This window comes from Arthrobacter sp. GW460-12-1-14-TSB2 (genome assembly GCF_059423525.1).
On record NZ_JBWKYC010000015.1, the window covers coordinates 105293 to 121023 of the forward strand.

Annotated in this window: 21 protein-coding genes; 15 read left to right on the forward strand and 6 right to left on the reverse strand. The window is 66.1% G+C overall.

Going from position 1 to position 15731, the window contains the following annotated elements:
* Positions 1-95: 95 nt before the first annotated feature.
* Positions 96-578 carry a pyridoxamine 5'-phosphate oxidase family protein gene (locus AC07YR_RS17100; protein WP_494734655.1) on the forward strand — a complete coding sequence of 161 codons (483 nt, stop codon included), beginning with the start codon at positions 96-98 and terminating at the stop codon, positions 576-578.
* A 21-nt stretch (positions 579-599) separates the two neighbouring features.
* Here the strand turns inward: AC07YR_RS17100 and AC07YR_RS17105 are convergent, their stop codons facing one another.
* Positions 600-1220 (reverse strand): DUF6919 domain-containing protein, encoded by a 621-nt coding sequence (locus tag AC07YR_RS17105; RefSeq protein WP_055797519.1) that lies wholly within the window; start codon positions 1218-1220, stop codon positions 600-602.
* 112 nt (positions 1221-1332) lie between these two features.
* Complete coding sequence (locus AC07YR_RS17110; protein WP_436056229.1) at positions 1333-1917, reverse strand: hypothetical protein; 585 nt, start codon at positions 1915-1917, stop codon at positions 1333-1335.
* Between the two features lie 167 nt (positions 1918-2084).
* On the opposite strand from AC07YR_RS17110, the gene AC07YR_RS17115 reads away from it, so the two are divergent.
* From AC07YR_RS17115 to AC07YR_RS17125, 3 genes are all read left to right on the forward strand, one after another.
* The gene (locus AC07YR_RS17115; RefSeq protein WP_055797525.1) at positions 2085-2474 is read left to right on the forward strand and encodes a VOC family protein; all 390 of its coding nucleotides are present in this window, start codon (positions 2085-2087) and stop codon (positions 2472-2474) included.
* Between the two features lie 71 nt (positions 2475-2545).
* Positions 2546-2725, forward strand: a complete 180-nt coding sequence (locus tag AC07YR_RS17120; RefSeq protein WP_051629032.1) for a PspC domain-containing protein — start codon at positions 2546-2548, stop codon at positions 2723-2725.
* 282 nt (positions 2726-3007) lie between these two features.
* Positions 3008-3823, forward strand: a complete 816-nt coding sequence (locus tag AC07YR_RS17125) for a hypothetical protein (protein WP_494734656.1) — start codon at positions 3008-3010, stop codon at positions 3821-3823.
* On the opposite strand, the gene AC07YR_RS17130 is transcribed toward AC07YR_RS17125, so the two are convergent.
* Complete coding sequence (locus tag AC07YR_RS17130; protein WP_494734657.1) at positions 3792-4475, reverse strand: nucleoside/nucleotide kinase family protein; 684 nt, start codon at positions 4473-4475, stop codon at positions 3792-3794. The genes AC07YR_RS17125 and AC07YR_RS17130 overlap by 32 nt on opposite strands.
* Before the next feature lie 142 nt (positions 4476-4617).
* On the opposite strand from AC07YR_RS17130, the gene AC07YR_RS17135 reads away from it, so the two are divergent.
* Complete coding sequence (locus tag AC07YR_RS17135) at positions 4618-5097, forward strand: hypothetical protein (protein WP_436056231.1); 480 nt, start codon at positions 4618-4620, stop codon at positions 5095-5097.
* A gap of 80 nt (positions 5098-5177) precedes the next feature.
* On the opposite strand, the gene AC07YR_RS17140 is transcribed toward AC07YR_RS17135, so the two are convergent.
* A complete protein-coding gene (locus AC07YR_RS17140; protein WP_028272288.1) occupies positions 5178-5582 on the reverse strand; it encodes a DUF5997 family protein in 405 nt (134 codons plus the stop codon).
* A 78-nt stretch (positions 5583-5660) separates the two neighbouring features.
* Between AC07YR_RS17140 and AC07YR_RS17145 the strand changes: the two genes are divergently transcribed.
* Together AC07YR_RS17145 and AC07YR_RS17150 are read left to right on the forward strand one after the other, a co-directional pair.
* Positions 5661-6449, forward strand: a complete 789-nt coding sequence (locus tag AC07YR_RS17145) for a LysR family transcriptional regulator substrate-binding protein (RefSeq protein ID WP_494734658.1) — start codon at positions 5661-5663, stop codon at positions 6447-6449.
* A 28-nt stretch (positions 6450-6477) separates the two neighbouring features.
* Complete coding sequence (locus tag AC07YR_RS17150; protein ID WP_494734659.1) at positions 6478-6801, forward strand: hypothetical protein; 324 nt, start codon at positions 6478-6480, stop codon at positions 6799-6801.
* Between the two features lie 19 nt (positions 6802-6820).
* Here AC07YR_RS17150 and AC07YR_RS17155 read toward each other — a convergent pair whose 3' ends face one another.
* Both AC07YR_RS17155 and AC07YR_RS17160 read right to left on the reverse strand, forming a co-directional pair.
* Positions 6821-7156, reverse strand: a complete 336-nt coding sequence (locus tag AC07YR_RS17155) for a hypothetical protein (protein WP_494734660.1) — start codon at positions 7154-7156, stop codon at positions 6821-6823.
* A gap of 49 nt (positions 7157-7205) precedes the next feature.
* Positions 7206-8219 (reverse strand): LacI family DNA-binding transcriptional regulator, encoded by a 1014-nt coding sequence (locus tag AC07YR_RS17160; protein ID WP_436056234.1) that lies wholly within the window; start codon positions 8217-8219, stop codon positions 7206-7208.
* 153 nt (positions 8220-8372) lie between these two features.
* Here AC07YR_RS17160 and AC07YR_RS17165 point away from each other — a divergent pair, with 153 nt between their 5' ends.
* The 8 genes from AC07YR_RS17165 (at position 8373) to AC07YR_RS17200 (ending at position 15680) form a co-directional block, all read left to right on the forward strand.
* Positions 8373-9551, forward strand: a complete 1179-nt coding sequence (locus tag AC07YR_RS17165) for a Gfo/Idh/MocA family protein (protein ID WP_494734661.1) — start codon at positions 8373-8375, stop codon at positions 9549-9551.
* On the forward strand, positions 9548-10567 hold the full coding sequence (locus AC07YR_RS17170; protein WP_436056235.1) for a sugar phosphate isomerase/epimerase family protein: 1020 nt from the start codon (positions 9548-9550) through the stop codon (positions 10565-10567). The genes AC07YR_RS17165 and AC07YR_RS17170 overlap by 4 nt, the downstream gene beginning before the upstream one ends.
* A 115-nt stretch (positions 10568-10682) precedes the next feature.
* The gene (locus AC07YR_RS17175; protein ID WP_494734662.1) at positions 10683-11114 is read left to right on the forward strand and encodes a DUF3592 domain-containing protein; all 432 of its coding nucleotides are present in this window, start codon (positions 10683-10685) and stop codon (positions 11112-11114) included.
* Positions 11115-11116: 2 nt separating this feature from the next.
* Positions 11117-11548 carry a DUF3592 domain-containing protein gene (locus tag AC07YR_RS17180; protein WP_436056237.1) on the forward strand — a complete coding sequence of 144 codons (432 nt, stop codon included), beginning with the start codon at positions 11117-11119 and terminating at the stop codon, positions 11546-11548.
* Positions 11549-11794: 246 nt separating this feature from the next.
* Positions 11795-12532, forward strand: coding sequence for a DUF5058 family protein (locus AC07YR_RS17185; RefSeq protein ID WP_436056238.1), 738 nt, complete (start codon positions 11795-11797; stop codon positions 12530-12532).
* Positions 12533-12554: 22 nt separating this feature from the next.
* Complete coding sequence (locus AC07YR_RS17190; protein WP_494734663.1) at positions 12555-13319, forward strand: hypothetical protein; 765 nt, start codon at positions 12555-12557, stop codon at positions 13317-13319.
* 14 nt (positions 13320-13333) lie between these two features.
* Positions 13334-14581 carry an amidohydrolase gene (locus tag AC07YR_RS17195; protein WP_494734664.1) on the forward strand — a complete coding sequence of 416 codons (1248 nt, stop codon included), beginning with the start codon at positions 13334-13336 and terminating at the stop codon, positions 14579-14581.
* 100 nt (positions 14582-14681) lie between these two features.
* Positions 14682-15680 (forward strand): Lrp/AsnC family transcriptional regulator, encoded by a 999-nt coding sequence (locus AC07YR_RS17200; protein ID WP_494734665.1) that lies wholly within the window; start codon positions 14682-14684, stop codon positions 15678-15680.
* Positions 15681-15731 lie beyond the last annotated feature (51 nt).

Here is a 15731-nt window from a genome sequence, read left to right on the forward strand (position 1 = left end):
CGGACAGGTCCCCGCCAGCCGTTGAAAGTAAGCAAACTTACTAATACTCTTGGTTGGCGGGGAACTTCCCCGTTGGACACGAACGAGGTGAGTGCATGTCTGACACTGAGAGCATCAGCAAAGTCACAGAGATCATCAACGGTTCCCATATCGGGATGCTGACCACCATCAACGAAGAAGGCGCCCTGGTCAGCCGGCCGCTTGCTGTCCAGGAAGTCAAGGCCGACGGCGACATGTGGTTCTTCACGTCATCGGAAACGTCCCAGGTAGCGCACGTGCGCGCCGACCCGCGGGTGAACGTCTCCTTCGGCAAGAACACCGAATGGGTCTCGGTGGCCGGCACGGCGGAAGTGGTCACGGACAGGCAGAAGATCCACGACATGTGGAACCAGGTGGTTGAAGCCTGGTTCCCGGACGGGCCGGACACTCCGGAAGTGGTGCTGCTGCGGGTCGACTCGGATTCGGCGGAGTACTGGACCAGCCCCGGCGGCAGGGCGGCAACGGTGCTTCAGTGGATCAAGTCCAAGGTGACGCACAGCCGCATGAGCGTCGGCGAAAGCGGGACAGTGGACCTGTAGTCCTTACAGCCCCCCGCACTCCTACGGCAGCTGCCGGAGGGCCGAAAGGACCTCCGGGAGGAGCACGTCGTTCCGGCCCCACACGGGATCCAGGACTTCCACGTACCAGGAATCGGCGAGGAGCAGGGCCAGCGTTTCGTTGGTCTCGTCCGACCAGTCGCGGAGCTGGTCCTCGTCCACCGGGTTCTCACTGGACCCGAGCACGGTGACCACAGCATCGCCGTCGAACGTTACCGGGATGGCCGCGGCGCTCACTTCACCGGGGGCATGGCCGACGGTGATCAGCTCGGTCCTGGTGGACAGGGCCATGAGTTCAGCCGCGGCCTCCGCGCTGCAGAAGCCGGTCACGTACTGCCTCTGTGCGAGTTGTCTTTGGGCGTGGCCGGCGTCGGCGCGAATGCCGGGCTGGGATTCTTTGGTGAAGAGGCCGTTCCGGTTTATTTCCGCCAGCTCGGCGGCGATGGGCCGGGTCTCCTCATCGAAGCTGGGCGCAAACGTTCCCGGCTGGAATTCGCTGTGGGATTCAAGCCACCGCGCGGTGAGTTCGCCCGCCGCTGCGAGGGTTGTGGCCTGCCGCCAGACTCCCCGGTCCGATCGCAACCTGCCGTGCTGGTCTCGTGTGTCCGTGACTAAAGGCTCCATTATGGGATGCTACCGCCGCCGGTTCCGGCCTTGCCAACGGTCCCGACACACCAGTTAACGTCCGCGGGGCTGGACTCACCCAAAGCGCGGCTCCCTGCGAGGGCGCCAGTCTTTACCGGGAGGGCACGCCCGCCGCGGCTTCCGCCCGGCCCAGGGCATGTTCCAGCCGGTCGACGGCGGGAACGTAGCCGGCTGCCTCGGCCGCCCGGAGCCGTTCGGCCTCCTTCATGGCCTTGATCAGGGCCGCCGTTTCCGGACGGCGCACATCGGTCATGTCCGGGTAGTCGATGCAGCAGGCGGGATCAAGCTCGTAGCGCTGCCACCGGGTCAGCACGGTCCGGTGCCGGGCCGCTGCCGCTTCGATCTCCGCCCGGGCGGTTCCCGTGTGGATCCGGGCGTCCCGCCAGGCCATGACGCGGGGACTCCACACATACGCGGCCGCGGCAGTGGCGGCGGCGAGCGTGCCTACAGCGAACCCCAGCCATGGGGACGCGAGCGAAGGTATCAGGACGGCCGGGAACACAATCACCAGCCCGGCGAAGCCGTCCCAAAAGACGGCGTCCGTTAGCTGTCCGGCGTCACGCCTGGCGTGATATCGCGCCGAAAATACGGCGCCGGCCACGCCGCACACCACGACGGCGGCGCAGACCGCCAGCTGCAGGGGCCCCATGGGGACCGACTCCGTTATGACAGACACCGTTCCACCTCCAACAGAACCTGCCCGGGCTGGGTGGCTCCGCTACTTCCATTGGAATCCCGGCAAAGCCGGCCGTCAATGGGCAGGACTTCCTGACGGGTGGTGCGCCCGGCGTTGCGGGCCGGCCCCTGTTCCGAGCGAGGCGGGGCACCGGTAGCCTAGGCACCATGCGACTAAAAATGTGCAGCATCCACGTCAAGGATCCGGCCGCGGCCCACCAGTTCTACACGGAGACACTGGGTTTTGAAACGCTCATGGCCATGCCCGAATACAACCTCTACATCGTGAAGGATCCCGGCTCCGCCGGGGGCAGTTCGGGGTCAGTGGGACTCCTGCTGGAGCCCAGCGACAACCCCATCGGCGCGAACTACATGAACGCCCTGCACGACGCCGGGATGCCGGCGATCGTGTTCGGCGTTCCGGACGTGCGGGCCGAGCATAAGCGGCTCGCGGCACTGGGCGTCATCTTCCAGGACGAACCGGCGGAGGGCCCCACCGGAACCTCGGTGGTGCTGGACGACGGCTGCGGAAACTTCGTCCAGCTGCACCAGGACTAGACCTTTTGCAGCAGGACTAGGGGCTAAAGGACTCTGGACTCCACCAAGGCGCCGGCTGGTACTGTGGCCGCATGACAGCAGCATTGGTTCGGCCCAGGAATGGCAAAATGATCGCCGGCGTCTGCGCCGGGCTCGCAGCCAGGTTCGGTGTTTCAACAGCCCTCGTCCGCATCGGCTTTGTGCTGTTCGGCCTGTTTGGCGTGGGCGAATTGGTCTACATCGCGCTGTGGATCATCATGCCCAAGGAGTGACTGCCTGATCTGAGGGCGGCACCTCTGAAGCCGGCGACGCAACCGAGCCCCGCACAACCAGAGGGCATGGCAGCACCCTGGATGTGCACGGGTCCCTATTCAACCGCCGGAGGCCGGAGCACAATGAATCCACCCTTATCTTGGTGGTGATGACCCGTGGCGCTGGCAATTGTGGTTGTTTGTACGTTCCTGCTGTTGGTTGCCTTGGCAATTGTCATCGTCTGGGGAGGACGCTCCATAAGTGGACCACCGGCGCCGGCGGCTTTAACGGCGGATCTTCCGGTGCCTTCGTCAGCGCCCGTACGGGATGCTGTCGTGGACGCCCAGGTCTCGGCGCTGCGCAAGTACTGGTGGTGGGCCAACGTGGCCACGGTGGCCGGGGTCGCTTCGGGGCTGCTGGTCGGGTGGGCCGGCGGAAGGCTGGTCATGCGGGTGCTGGCCGTCACTTCGCCCGCGTCAGCCCAGGGTCGCCTGACCGAGGCCCAGGCCAATGTGGGCTTTCCCACCATTGAGGGCAGTATTGCCCTGCTGTTTTTCGCGGGACTTCCGGCAGGCTTCGCCGCCGCCATCATTTACGTGCTCATACACCGGTGGCTCCCTGCCGGCCGGTGGGCAGGGCCGGTGCTGGGCGTTTTGATTCTTCTCGTTTTCGGTGCCTCGGTGGAACCGTTCCGCGCAGACAACATCGACTTTTCCATTGTGGGTCCGGGCTGGCTGTCCGCGGTGCTCTTCTCCGTAATGGCCATCCTGCACGGTGCCGTGGTGGCGGCTGCGGCGGGGGCATTCAGTCAAGGCCTTCCGCTTCCTTCCGGACAGAACTGGAAGTACTACCTGCCGCTGCTGGCGGCCGTGCTGTTCGTGCCTGCGGGCGTGTTGCTGGGCGCCGGTGCACTGGGGGTGATGGTGTGGGCGCAGGCGGCTGCAGTTATCCGGGCCCGGCGGCTGCGTGCGGGCCGCGAGGCGCGTGTGGCCAGGAAGCCAGGGACCGGCCGTCGCGGAGGGGCCGTTGACTGGGCGGGGCGCGCGGTTCTCGGCCTGGCAGCGGTGGCGGCCCTGCCTCCCTTCGTCAGCGCAGTGACGTCGATTGTTTCACGCTGATCCGTCGGGCTCCACCGGCCGGATTGCCCGCTGTACCGCTGGCTGCGCCGTGGATGGCGTCGGTGAGCTCGGCAAGGACCTCGTCCTGGGTGGCGCCTGCGTCGATCAGGACAAACCGCGGAAAGTCCGGAAGGGCGCGGTAGCCTTCACTGAGCGCGGTCAGTTCCTCCAGTGTTTCGCTGTCCGTACCCCGCCGGAGGATGCGCTCCAGTGCCCGCTGCGGAGCGACGTCGAAGTGGATCACCAGGTCCGGCGCAGGGAGGCGCCGCAGCAGCCAGGGGATGAACCGGCCGGCCCGGATCCCCCGGACGCTGCGCAGGGCAAGCTGGCAGTAGAGGTGGCGGTCCATGACCACCAGGCCGGAAAACCTGCGTGCCCGGGCGTGCGACACCAGCACGTTGGCCGTCCGGATCACTGTCTCCAGTGCGTCAGCCAGGCGGGGGCTGAGGGGAACGCCGGAGCGTTCCGACCACTGGGTCATGTTGCGGCGGCCGGCGTGGTTGCGCAGCAGCAGGGCGCGGCCGCCTGCCAGGCGTGCGGCGTCAACGGCTGCGCGTGCAGCGGTGGTCTTTCCGGCACCGTCAATTCCGGTGAGGACAATCAGCAGGGTGGCTCGTTTCGTTCGGGCGGTCTGTACAGCGCGTGGCGTCAATGGTTCAACGAGGCGGCGGACCGGATTGTCCCCCGTAGAACCCGTAGAACTTGTTCGTTGTTCGCCGTCCGGATTTCATGCGCCGTTAATGGCGGGGTTCTAGCGTGGTCCTTCAGGCACCATTCGCTAGAAGGGATCCACCATGGCCGACATTGCTGCTGTGCTGGGACGGCTCACTCCGGAAGAGCTCGACGAGCTCCGGGAGATTGGTCCGCAGGGGCACCTCACCAGGCGCCTCGTTGACGCACTGGACAGGGCGGCCGGCGGGGCAGGCGCGGGCCGGGGCTACTATGTGCCCACGGGAAGCGTGAGTGCAACGGGCGGTCCCCACCTTGTGCTGCGAAGTGACGTGTCCGCCTGGCTGTTCGGCGCGGAACCGCAGGTTCCGCACGGTCATCAGGCCGACAACGTGCCGGCCGGATCCGCACGGCCGGAAACCGACTGGTCGGAGCTGCGCCCCGGAGACAAGGTGGCGGTTGTGCGGGGCAACCGGGTCACGGCGTCGGGCATTGTTGACTCCATGACCGACGACGCCTCCACCGTGTGGGTGCTGTTCGAAGGCGTAGCGCCGCGGCGCATGTTCCACCGCGAGGACCCGGACGACCTTCGCCCCGTCCGCTAAACACGCTCGTGTCAGAAGCTTGTCCGCGGATCCCGGCTGTCACGGCGCGGATGCGCGGACAAGCTTAGGAATTCAGGGGCCTACTCCGCCTTGGCGCGGGCTTTCTTGGCATCCTTCTTGGCGGCCTCGTCCTTGACGCGCTGTGCTTCGGCGCGGACTGCGGCGTGCGTGGAGCGCTCGGTGACCAGCCAGGCCGGGGGAGCCTGCAGCAGCGCGGTGATTTCCGCCGTCGTGAGTGCTTCCTCGACGCCGCCGCGGGCCAGGCCGCTGATGGAAACGTTCAGCTTCTGCGCCACCACCGGGCGGGGGTGCGGGCCGTTGCGGCGGAGTTCAGCCAGCCACTCCGGCGGGTTGGCCTGGAGCTCGGCGAAATCGGCGCGGGTGATAACCGAATCCTGGAACTCCTGGGGTGTTGCGGGCAGGTAGATGCCAAGCTTCTTGGCAACGGTGGCCGGCTTCATGGACTGGGAGTTTGCAGAGGTCATGCTTCAAGGGTATCCGGCCAGAGCCTGAGTGGGCACCGGTACTGAACTCAGCACCCGCCCGGGCGGTACTGTGAACATGTGTCCGCAGCAGAAGAAGCACCCCAGACCCCCGACGAAACCGCCGCCATCCCGGCCGACGATGCAGTGCGGGAGCTGCGCTTCGCCTACGTTGCCGGCGTGACGCCGGGGAAGTGGATCCGGCGGTGGGAAGAGCGGATGCCGGACGTTCCGCTGCACTCCTTCATGTCCGACGACGGCACACAGCTTTCGGTCCTGCGTGACGGTTCCGCGGACCTCAGCTTCGTCCGGCTCCCGGTGGAGCGCGAAGGCTTGAACGTGATCCCCCTCTATGAGGAGCAGCCAGTGGTGGTTGCTCCCAAGGGGCACGAGATTTCGGTCTTTGAAGAAGTGGCCTTGGCGGACCTTGACGCGGAAACATTCCTGGACGTGGCGGAACTCGGCGGCCCGGAAGCCGCCCTGCAGGTGGTGGCATCCGGTGCGGGGCTCGCCATCCTTCCGATGTCCGTTGCCCGCCATTTCAACGTCAAGGACACGGTGGCGCGGAAACTCACCGGCGCACCCACCACCCAGATTGCGCTGGCCTGGCTCAACGAGGCGACCCGCGAGGCAGCGGCAGACGCTGCGGACCAGCCGACTGGTGAAGTGATCGAGGAGTTCATCGGCATTGTCCGGGGCCGGACCGCCCAGAGCTCCCGCCAGCCGTCGGCGAAGGTGGAGCCACCCAAGAAGGAGCCGAAGCCTGACCGTCGGGGGACCGGCGTCAAGAAGCCCAAAGTGGCCCAGCGCTACGCTCCTAATCCGGACAAGGGCCGGGGCAAAGGTTCGCGGAAAAAAGGCAAGCGCTGAACGGCATTCCGGGCCTATGGTTGGGCGTGTGGAACCTTCGACGGGAGCAACCTTCATGATCACCCTGCAGATTGAACACCAGGTCCGGGACTTCGCCATGTGGCGGAAGGCCTTCGACAGTGACCCGCTGGACCGCTTGGCGTCGGGGGTGCGGTCCTACCGGATTTCGCGTCCGCTCGACCAGGAGGACTACGTGATGCTGGAGTTGGACTTCGACACGCAGGAGGCCGCCGTGGACTTTCTGGCCCGGTTGCAGACCGACACCTGGAAGACCGGAGTGACTGCTCCTGCGCTGGTCGGTGAACCGTCCACGCGGATCATTGAGACGGTCGAGGTCCAGGCGGTGCAGTGATACGCACCTGCCGCTAAGGCTAGGCGGTGCAGGCATCCTTGAGGGCAGTGACGGATTCCGCCGGAACCTGATCGCCCGATGCCGCGATCTGGCGCAGCGGAGTGGTGATCTCGGAAGGCACGCCCGCCGTCTCAGCGCCAGCCACGAGGCCGCCCAGGAGTTCCTTGTCCTTGACGCTGACCAGACCGTCTTCCACGAGGGCGCACACCTGGCCCTTGACTTGGTCCGCGGCAGCGGTGGCTATCTGGGAGGCGCCGTCGCTCACGGCTTTTTCGGCTGCCTCCTGGACCTGGCCGCAACCGGTCAGTGCAACGATGAGGGCGGCAACGGACAGGGCGGCGAGGCGGGATTTCATGGTTCCAGCGTAGCAAGGGGTGCCGGGCGCAGGTCCGGCCCGGTGGTTGTCAGCCGGAAATGCGGGCCGTGGTGCCACGGACCACCAGGACGGGTTCGATCAGCTTGCGTTCGGGTTCCAGCGCGGGATCCTGGATCCTTGCCAGCAGCGTGCGTGCGGAGTCAGCCCCGACCACGTCGCTGCGGTTGTCCACGGTGGTGATGTCCAGATACCGCGATTTCGCCAGCGGCGAGTTGTCGTAGCCGATCACCGACAGGTCTTCCGGCACGGAAAGGCCCCGCGTTTTCGCTGCTGCCAGCGCGCCCAGTGCCATGGTGTCGTTGGCCGTGAAAATGGCCGTGGTGTCGGGGTGGTGGTCCAGCAGCCAGCAGGCCGCCGCGTAGCCGTCCTCTTCCGACGTTCCCCCGGATTCCCCGGCAATCCGAACCCCAAGGCCGGCCTCAACCATCCGGCTCCGGTAGCCCTCACGCCGGTGTGCCGCCGCCCCGTCCGAGCCAGTGAGGTGGCCGATCCGGGTATGGCCGAGCTCCAACAGATGGCTGGCTGCCAGGCGGCCCCCGCCGTCGTCGTCGTTCGTGATGAGGTCGGCGCCGGCCGGGACACCTTTCCGCCAGCCCGCGACGACCGTGGGTACCCAGGTGCCGGAGAGCATCGACTCGCTGGGTTCCGCGGCGATCACGAGGCCTGCAACGTGCAGGGCCAGTAGGCCGTCGGTCGCCTCCTTGATCCGGTTCTGCCCGGGCTGTGAGTCCGCCACCGTGACCTGGTAGCCGTGCACCGAGAGCGCGGATTCCATGCCGCGCAACAGATCGACGAACCACGGGTTCCGGAAGTCGTCGATCACCAGCCCGATGCTCTTTGTCTGGCTGCTCGCGAGGGCTGTTGCGGCACGGCTGGGCCGGTACCCGAGCTGCGCAATCGCTGCCAGCACGGCCTCGCGGCGCTTGTCGCTGACCCGCGAAGGATTCTGCAGGACCAGGGACACCAGCGACGGCGACACGCCGGCGGTCTTGGCGACGTCGTAGATCGTGGGCCGGCGGGTCCGAGGAGTGTTCAGCGTCATGGCAGGGCCTTTCGTGTCTCGCTATCGAGGATAGCTGCACGATGATTGACAGGACATATAGACAAAGCTACGCTTTTTCCAGCGGACATTTTTGTAGCGCTACAATTTTCCCGGACAGGCGATCGTCCTGCCCACATTTCAAAGGAGAAATCAATGGCTGAAAGCCTCGGCGTAGCCGTTATTGGCGCAGGGATGGCCGGCAAGGCCCACGCCGCTGCCTACCGGACCGCGTCTACGTTGTACAGCCCCGTCCTTCCCCCGGTCCGGCTGGTCTCGATCGGCGACGTCAACGCCGAATTCGGCTCGCTGGCCGCCCGCCGCTTTGGCTACGAGCGCAACGACACCTCATGGCAGGCAATCGCTGAAGCCGATGACATCGGCGTTGTCAGCGTGGTCATCGCCAACTCCCTCCATCGCGAAGTGGTGGAAGGCCTGCTCGCCGCCGGAAAGCACGTACTGTGTGAAAAGCCGCTGAGCGACTCGCTGGAGGACGCACGCGCCATGGCCGATGCGGCCCGCAACGCGAGCTCGATTGCCCGTATTGGCTTCACCTTCCGCCGCACTCCCGGCATCGCCTACATCCGGGACCTCATCCGGACCGGTGTCCTGGGCAAGGTGCTGCACTTCAGTGGCCGCTACTGGACCGACTACGGATTCAGCCCCTCGGCTCCCATGAGCTGGCGTTACAAGGGCGGCCCCGGCTCCGGTGCGCTGGCCGACGTCGGCAGCCACCTGGCGTACGTCTCCGAGTTCCTCTGCGGCGACATCAAGTCCATCAGCGGCGGCCGCCTCAGCACCGTGATCGACAAGCGGCCCCTGCCGCTCGCGGCCGTCATGGGGCACGACCACGTTGCGGTCAGTGACACCTTCGAAGCGGTGGAGAACGACGACTACGCCGCTTTCTCCGCGGAGTTCGAAAACGGCGCAGGCAGCTTCGAGGTCTCCCGTGTGGCCGCCGGCCATGCCAACAGCCTCAACTTCGAAGTGTTCTGCGAGAACGGAGCCGCCAAGTTCGACCAGCGCCGGCCCGCCGAAATCCAGCTGTTCCTCAACGACGGATCAGGCAACGAGAACGGTTACCGCCAGGTGATCCTCGGCCCCGGCCATCCGTACATCGCCGGCGGCCTCGCCATGGACGCCCCCGAAGTCGGCTTCGGCCAGAACGACGCGTTCGGCTACCAGGCCCGTGCGTTCCTCGAGGAGGTGGCCGGCCTCAGTGAAGCCGAGTCGCTGCCCCGCTGCGCCACCTTCGATGAGGGCGTCCGCAACATGGAACTGCTCGGCGCCGTCGCCGAATCCGCGCTCAACAACGGACAGAAGGTCACGCTATGAAACTCGGCGTCTACAACGCGATCCTGCACGACCGCCCGCTTCCCGAAGCCCTGAAAGTCATTGCCGACCTCGGCCTGACGGGCATCGAGATCAACACGGGCGGGTTCCTTCCGGCCGTCCACGTTCCCTCCATGGACCAGATCCTGGAAAGTGACGCGGCCCGCGACGACTACCTGGCGATCTTCGAGGGAACCGGCGTCTCGATTGCCGGGCTGAACTGCAACGGCAACCCGCTGCACCCCAAGCGGGAAATCGGGGAGAAGCACGCCGAGGACATCCGCCGCTCCATCCGGCTGGCAAGCCGGCTGGGACAGGACCGCGTGGTGACCATGTCCGGCCTGCCCGGCGGCGAGCCGGGAGCCACCACGGTCAACTGGGTGGTCAACGCCTGGAACTCGGCCGCCTTGGACGTGCTCGATTACCAGTGGGGCATCGCGGCCGATTTCTGGAAGGAAACCGACCGCCTCGCCGCCGACCACGGCGTCAAGGTGGCCCTTGAACTCCACCCGCAGAACATCGTGTTCAACACCGCTGACGTCCGCAAGCTCATTGAACTCACCGGCGCCACCCACGTGGGCGTCGAACTGGATGCCTCGCACCTGTTCTGGCAGCAGATGGATCCGGTGGCCGTGGTCCGCGAACTCGGTCCTCTGGTCTTCCAGGCCGCCGCGAAGGATGTCCGCGTCAACACTGCAAACGCCGCGCTCTACGGCGTCCTGGACAACAGCTTCCGCCGGCTCTCGCCGGAGGAAAACCGCACCAACCTGGGCGGCGACGAGTGGGCCAACGAATGGCCGAAGAACTCCGCCTGGGACTTCGTGGCACTCGGCCGCGGGCACGACACCGCCTACTGGACCGAGTTCCTGCGCGCACTGTACGAGGTGGACCCCAACATGCTGGTCAACATCGAGCACGAGGACACCTCCCTGGGCCGGATCGAGGGCCTCCAGGTGGCGGCCAAGGTCCTGCGGGACGCCGACGCAGCACTGACGTCGTCGCTTCACCTGACGTCCTAGTTCCACCAGCGGTGTATGTATGCCAGCACCGCGTACGCCATCGCCCGGCGGCCGCCTGAATGACAGGCCACCGGGCGATGGCATACTTCTTGGTGACTGGAACCTGGGGGGACACGTGAAGATCGCGCTGTACATCATTTGGGCGCTGTTTGTTGCCGGCGTAATTTTTTCGATTGTCCGCGTTTCGCGCAAGACCAGGCGCCGCGAACAACTCACGGCCAGCTGGCCGCGGGTCCAGGCTGTCGTCACCGGAAGCGTGGCCGGTTGGACCAATGGGGGAGGCGGCGGCAGCCGCAGCCGGCGCTTCTACCCCACCTACCAGTTTGCGGATCCTTACGGGACACTGTTTGCCGGCGAATCCGAGGTCTCCTACGCCAGCCAGCCCGCCCCGGGTTCGCCGGTGGAAGTGATGTATAACCCCATCAACCCCAACCAGTCATTCCAGGTTTCATCCCAGGACAGCACGGTGATCGGCTGCATGATCCCGTTCTTCGCTGCGATTGCCGCGGGCGCGCTCCTCTTCATCAGCATCCTCCCGGCGGGCTGAGCATGGACTCCATAGTGGCGCTGTTCCTGGCCGTGCCCGCGCTGTTCCTGGTGGCGGGCCTGATAGTCATCGCGGTTTCCCTGGCGGGGTCATTCCGGCGGCGGTACGCGCTTCGCGGCTGGGTGCCGGCGCAGGCACTGGTGACCGGGAACCTGCGCGGCGTGGACGGCCCCGCGAGCAACGGCCTGAACCGCTTTGCCCCGTCCTACGAGTTCCAGGATTCCCATGGCCTGAGGTGGCTTGGCCAGTCGGACGTCTACGGCCCTGAGCAGGAAATCATCGGCACCCGCATTCCGGTGCTCTACAACCCGGCGAACCCGGCCGAATCGACGCGGCCCGTCTTTGTCATCTCCAGGGGCAGCCTCTCGGTAGGCCTCATCCTCGCCATCTTCGGCGCCGGCGGAACGGCAATGTTCGCAGCGGTGTTTCTCTAGCCTTCCGGCGTACTCCCTTATCCCCTTAATTCGCCGAGGCGGCTCCCTTCCGGCCCGCCAGCCTTCCCCCATGGCGGGGAAATTTACACCAATGCTTCATTTTCGTGATCTGTCGGAAATCTGAAAACTGTGTACTTATGGACAACTCGTGCTGTAAAAATGAAACAAACAGGCACAAGGAGTTCATGAAGTATTAATTTCGGACACCCAACAAGGAGTGTCCCCTCAGTTTCCAGAGGAGTAAACGTGGTTGTCGCAGCTGTCGATCCCGGTTCCACAGACATCACCCCTTTGATCCACCACCCCGTGCTGTGGGCGTCCGCGGTAGGCGTTTTCGCCGTCGTCATCCTCCAGTCGGTGATCTACTTCAAGGCCATCCGGAAAGCGGCACCGGCCGCTGAGCTCACGCCGGCACAGGTCAGCAGCTCTGTCCGCTCCGGTGCCGTGGCGGCCATCGGCCCATCGCTTGCCGTTGCCCTCATCGCCATATCCCTCCTCCCGCTGTTCGGAACCCCCGCGGTCCTGACACGCATCGGCCTGGTGGGCTCGGCTGCCTTCGACGTTGCGGCAGCCGGCATTTCGGCAGGCACGCAGGGCGCGCAACTGGGCGGACCAACGTACACCCAGAAGATCTTCGCCCTCGCCTTCGCCGCCATGACCATCGGCGGGCTCGCGTGGATGCTGACTGCGCTGATCCTGACACCCATCCTCAGCAAAGGCGACGCCAAGCTCCGCAAGGTGAACCCCGCAGTGATGGCCATTGTCCCGACGGCGGCGCTGCTGGGCGCCTTCTTCACCCTCGCCTTCCAGGAAGTACTCAAGTCTCCCGTCCACCTCGTCACCATGCTCGCCTCCGCGGCAGCAATGGGAGTGTGCCTCCTCCTTGCCCATAAGCTCCGGCTTCCGTGGCTGCGCGAATGGGGACTGGGAATGTCCATCATCGTGGCACTCTCAGCCGCCTTCCTCATGACCGCAGCAGCCTGAAACCCCGACAGGAGCCATTCTGATGTCCACCACGACTTCCACCGAAACATCCGCACGGTTTTCAGCCTTTGACCGCACCACGTCGATTTGGGGTCCCATCACCCTGGGGCTCGGGCTGCTGATCTCCCTTGCCGCGGCCCTGTACGCCGCCTTCGGCGCAGGCATGGGGGTGACGCCCCTGGAGCTGGTCACCGCCGTCGGGGCAGTCCTGGCCACTTTCGGCATCATCGCCGTGATCGAGCCGGTGTCCTACTTCCCCATACTGGGACGGTCAGCCATGTACCAGGCCTTCCTGATCGGCAACATTGCCAACAAACTGTTGCCGGCGGCCATCGTGGCGCAGGCCAATCTGGGGGAGAAGCCGGGCACCCGCCGGGCGGAACTCATCGCCGGCAGCGCGATCATCGGCGCGGTACTGGTCCACATCACCACGCTCATCCTCTTTGTTGGCGCGCTGGGCACCTGGCTCGTGGGAATGCTCCCCGCTCCGCTCATCGCCACGGCCCGCAGCTACATCCTGCCCGCGATTTTCGGCGCCGTGGTGCTGCAGAGCGTGCTGGCAATGAAGAGCCGCCGCACCACGATTGTGGCTGTCATTGTGGCCGCCGTCATCGTTTTCGTGGTGGTGCCGCTGGCTCCGGGGCTGACGTACTTTGCCACCGCCCTGGCTGTCATCATCACCATCGCAGCCTCCTGGTTTGCACGCTCCAAAGCCCCGCAGGCCCCGGTAGAACCGGCCGCCGGCGAAAGCGCGCAGGCCACCCGAATTTCCGAACCCACCCACTGAAAGGGAAGCCAGCAATGACTACCACCACAGGCGTACGCCTGACCTCCGCCGTCGAAGTTCCCGAAGACTTTGTGGAGGAGTACGTCGGCGTCTACAAGCACCTGCATGCCCACCCGGAACTCTCGGCGCAGGAATTCGAGACCGCGGAGTACATTGAACAGCACCTTGCCGGCCTCGGCATCGAATATTTCCGCTGCGGCGGGACCGGCGTGGTTGGCATCCTGAAGAACGGCGACGGGCCGGTCATCGGTTTCCGCGCCGACACCGACGGCCTGCCCATCGCTGAACAGACGGGCCTTGACTACGCCAGCGAGGCCACCGGCACCCTGCCGGACGGGGCCGTCGCTCCGGTGATGCACGGCTGCGGGCACGACACGCACATTGCCGCCGCGCTGGCGCTGGCGTCGCTGCTCACGGACCGCAGCGAGCTGTGGGCCGGAACCTTGGTGCTCATCTTCCAGCCGGGCGAAGAGACGGCTTATGGCGCCAAAGCGATGGTCGACGACGGCCTGTGGGACCGGGCACCCAAGCCCGACGTGGTGCTGGCCCAGCACGTCATGCCGGTCAGCCAGGGAAAACTCATGATCCGGGGCGGGCACATGGCCAGCCTGGCCGATTCGTGGAAGATCACCGTCCACGGCAAGCAGGCCCACGGCTCGCAGCCCGAGAAGTCAATCGACCCGATCGTGGCCGCCGCCGCCATGGTGCTTCGCCTGCAGACCATCGTCTCCCGCGAGCTGGCACCCTCGACGCCGGCGGTAGTCACCGTGGGAACCTTCCATGCCGGCCTGAAGGAGAACATCATTCCGGACTCCGCCGAGTTCTCGGTCAACGTCCGGACGCCTGATGAGGACACACGCGCCACCGTGCTTGCCGCCATCCGGCGGATCATCTCGGCCGAAGCCGAGGCCTCGGCGGCGCCGGAACCCACCATCGTCGAACTGAACAGCTTCCCCCGCTGCTACAACGATCCTGCGTCCGCCGACCGCGTGACGGCAGCGTTCACGGCGGACTTCGGCGCTGATGCACTGATCGACTCACCGCTCGGCATGGGGTCCGAGGACGCCGGATGGCTCAGCGACGCGATCGGCGTGCCGGGCGTGTTCTGGGCCTTTGGCGCCTTCGATCCCGAGCTCTTCGAGGACGGCGCAACACCCGCCGGGAACCACTCGCCGCAGTTCGCGCCGGAGGCCCGCGCCGCCGTCGTCGGGGGAACAGGTGCCGCGCTCTCCGGAGTGCTAGCCTATCTGGGCCGGAACTGACACGACCGGGGGCGGCGGCGGGTCCGCCGTCCCGGTTCCGTTCAGCGGAAGCAGCCCGCCGGCATCGTACTTTCGCAGCCGCACTGGAAGGAGCCGGGACGTGGAGCAGCTTGACGCCCTGGACCGGCAGATCGTGGCCGCGCTGGTCCGGAACGGGCGTGCTCCCTGGCGCCTGATCGCCGACGTCCTGGGGCAGCAGGAACGCACCGTGGCACGCCGCGGAAACAAGCTCCTCGAGTCCGGGGTGGTGCGCACAAACTCGTTTATCAACCCGTCGTCGGTCAGTTCGCGGTCGGCCTTCCTGCTGCGCGTGACGGCGGCACCGCGCAATCTTCGCGGGGTCTGCACGTGGCTGGCGGAGCAGGAAGAGTCGTCGTGGGTCACGGCACTGTCCGGCACGAACGAGGCCGTGGCAGAGCTGTTCCTTTCCCCGGACGAACTTGGCGGGCTTCTCTACCGGCGCCTGTCCGGGGTGGACGGTGTGCAGTCCTTCTCCATGACACCCCTCCTGGAGTATTTCCGGACCCCCAGCGGCTGGACCCCGGACGTACTGGACAAAAAACAGTACGCCGCGCTCCACCGCGACGAGGACGGCCGGCTGGCCGGAATCCGCACCGGCCAACCCGGTGAGGCACTTGATGAAACGAACCGGTCGCTGGCCGAGCTCCTCCATCGCAACGGCCGGGCCACCGTGGATGAGCTGGCCACCGAATTGTCGGTCTCCAAGGCAACCGTCAGCCGCCGCCTTGAAGCCATGACCAACTCCGGTGCCCTGTTCATCAGGGCTGTGGTGGATCCCGCAGTGCTCGGATTCCCTGTGGAGTCCCTCATCACCGTGACCCGTTCCGGTAAGGCGGCGGAGTCGCCGGGGAAGCACCTGGCCGGCCTTCCGGTGACCCGCTGGGCCGCCGCCTCCGGCGAGGACGTGCTGGCCCAGGTGGCTCTGCCCGGTCTGGACGAACTGCGGCTGCTGCTCGACGATCTCCGGCAGATGGAGACGGTGACGTCCGTCCGGTCCTCCGTCTATGCCGAGATCTTCAAACGCAGCACCGTGATGTACCGGGACGGTATTCCGGAGCGGCCGGCACGGGAAGTGTGACCGTGTGAAGTGGCTCTGTTGCGTGGCATCGCGGCAACGGAGTAAAGTGTG

Excerpts from the sequence above, each read along its gene's own strand:
- AC07YR_RS17100 (WP_494734655.1), top strand. The coding sequence starts at position 96 with ATGTCTGACACTGAGAGCATCAGCAAAGTCACAGAGATCATCAACGGT.
- AC07YR_RS17105 (WP_055797519.1), bottom strand. The coding sequence starts at position 1,220 with ATGGAGCCTTTAGTCACGGACACACGAGACCAGCACGGCAGGTTGCGA.
- AC07YR_RS17115 (WP_055797525.1), top strand. The coding sequence starts at position 2,085 with ATGCGACTAAAAATGTGCAGCATCCACGTCAAGGATCCGGCCGCGGCC.
- AC07YR_RS17120 (WP_051629032.1), top strand. The coding sequence starts at position 2,546 with ATGACAGCAGCATTGGTTCGGCCCAGGAATGGCAAAATGATCGCCGGC.
- AC07YR_RS17135 (WP_436056231.1), top strand. The coding sequence starts at position 4,618 with ATGGCCGACATTGCTGCTGTGCTGGGACGGCTCACTCCGGAAGAGCTC.
- AC07YR_RS17140 (WP_028272288.1), bottom strand. The coding sequence starts at position 5,582 with ATGACCTCTGCAAACTCCCAGTCCATGAAGCCGGCCACCGTTGCCAAG.
- AC07YR_RS17155 (WP_494734660.1), bottom strand. The coding sequence starts at position 7,156 with ATGAAATCCCGCCTCGCCGCCCTGTCCGTTGCCGCCCTCATCGTTGCA.
- AC07YR_RS17160 (WP_436056234.1), bottom strand. The coding sequence starts at position 8,219 with ATGACGCTGAACACTCCTCGGACCCGCCGGCCCACGATCTACGACGTC.
- AC07YR_RS17165 (WP_494734661.1), top strand. The coding sequence starts at position 8,373 with ATGGCTGAAAGCCTCGGCGTAGCCGTTATTGGCGCAGGGATGGCCGGC.
- AC07YR_RS17170 (WP_436056235.1), top strand. The coding sequence starts at position 9,548 with ATGAAACTCGGCGTCTACAACGCGATCCTGCACGACCGCCCGCTTCCC.
- AC07YR_RS17180 (WP_436056237.1), top strand. The coding sequence starts at position 11,117 with ATGGACTCCATAGTGGCGCTGTTCCTGGCCGTGCCCGCGCTGTTCCTG.
- AC07YR_RS17190 (WP_494734663.1), top strand. The coding sequence starts at position 12,555 with ATGTCCACCACGACTTCCACCGAAACATCCGCACGGTTTTCAGCCTTT.
- AC07YR_RS17195 (WP_494734664.1), top strand. The coding sequence starts at position 13,334 with ATGACTACCACCACAGGCGTACGCCTGACCTCCGCCGTCGAAGTTCCC.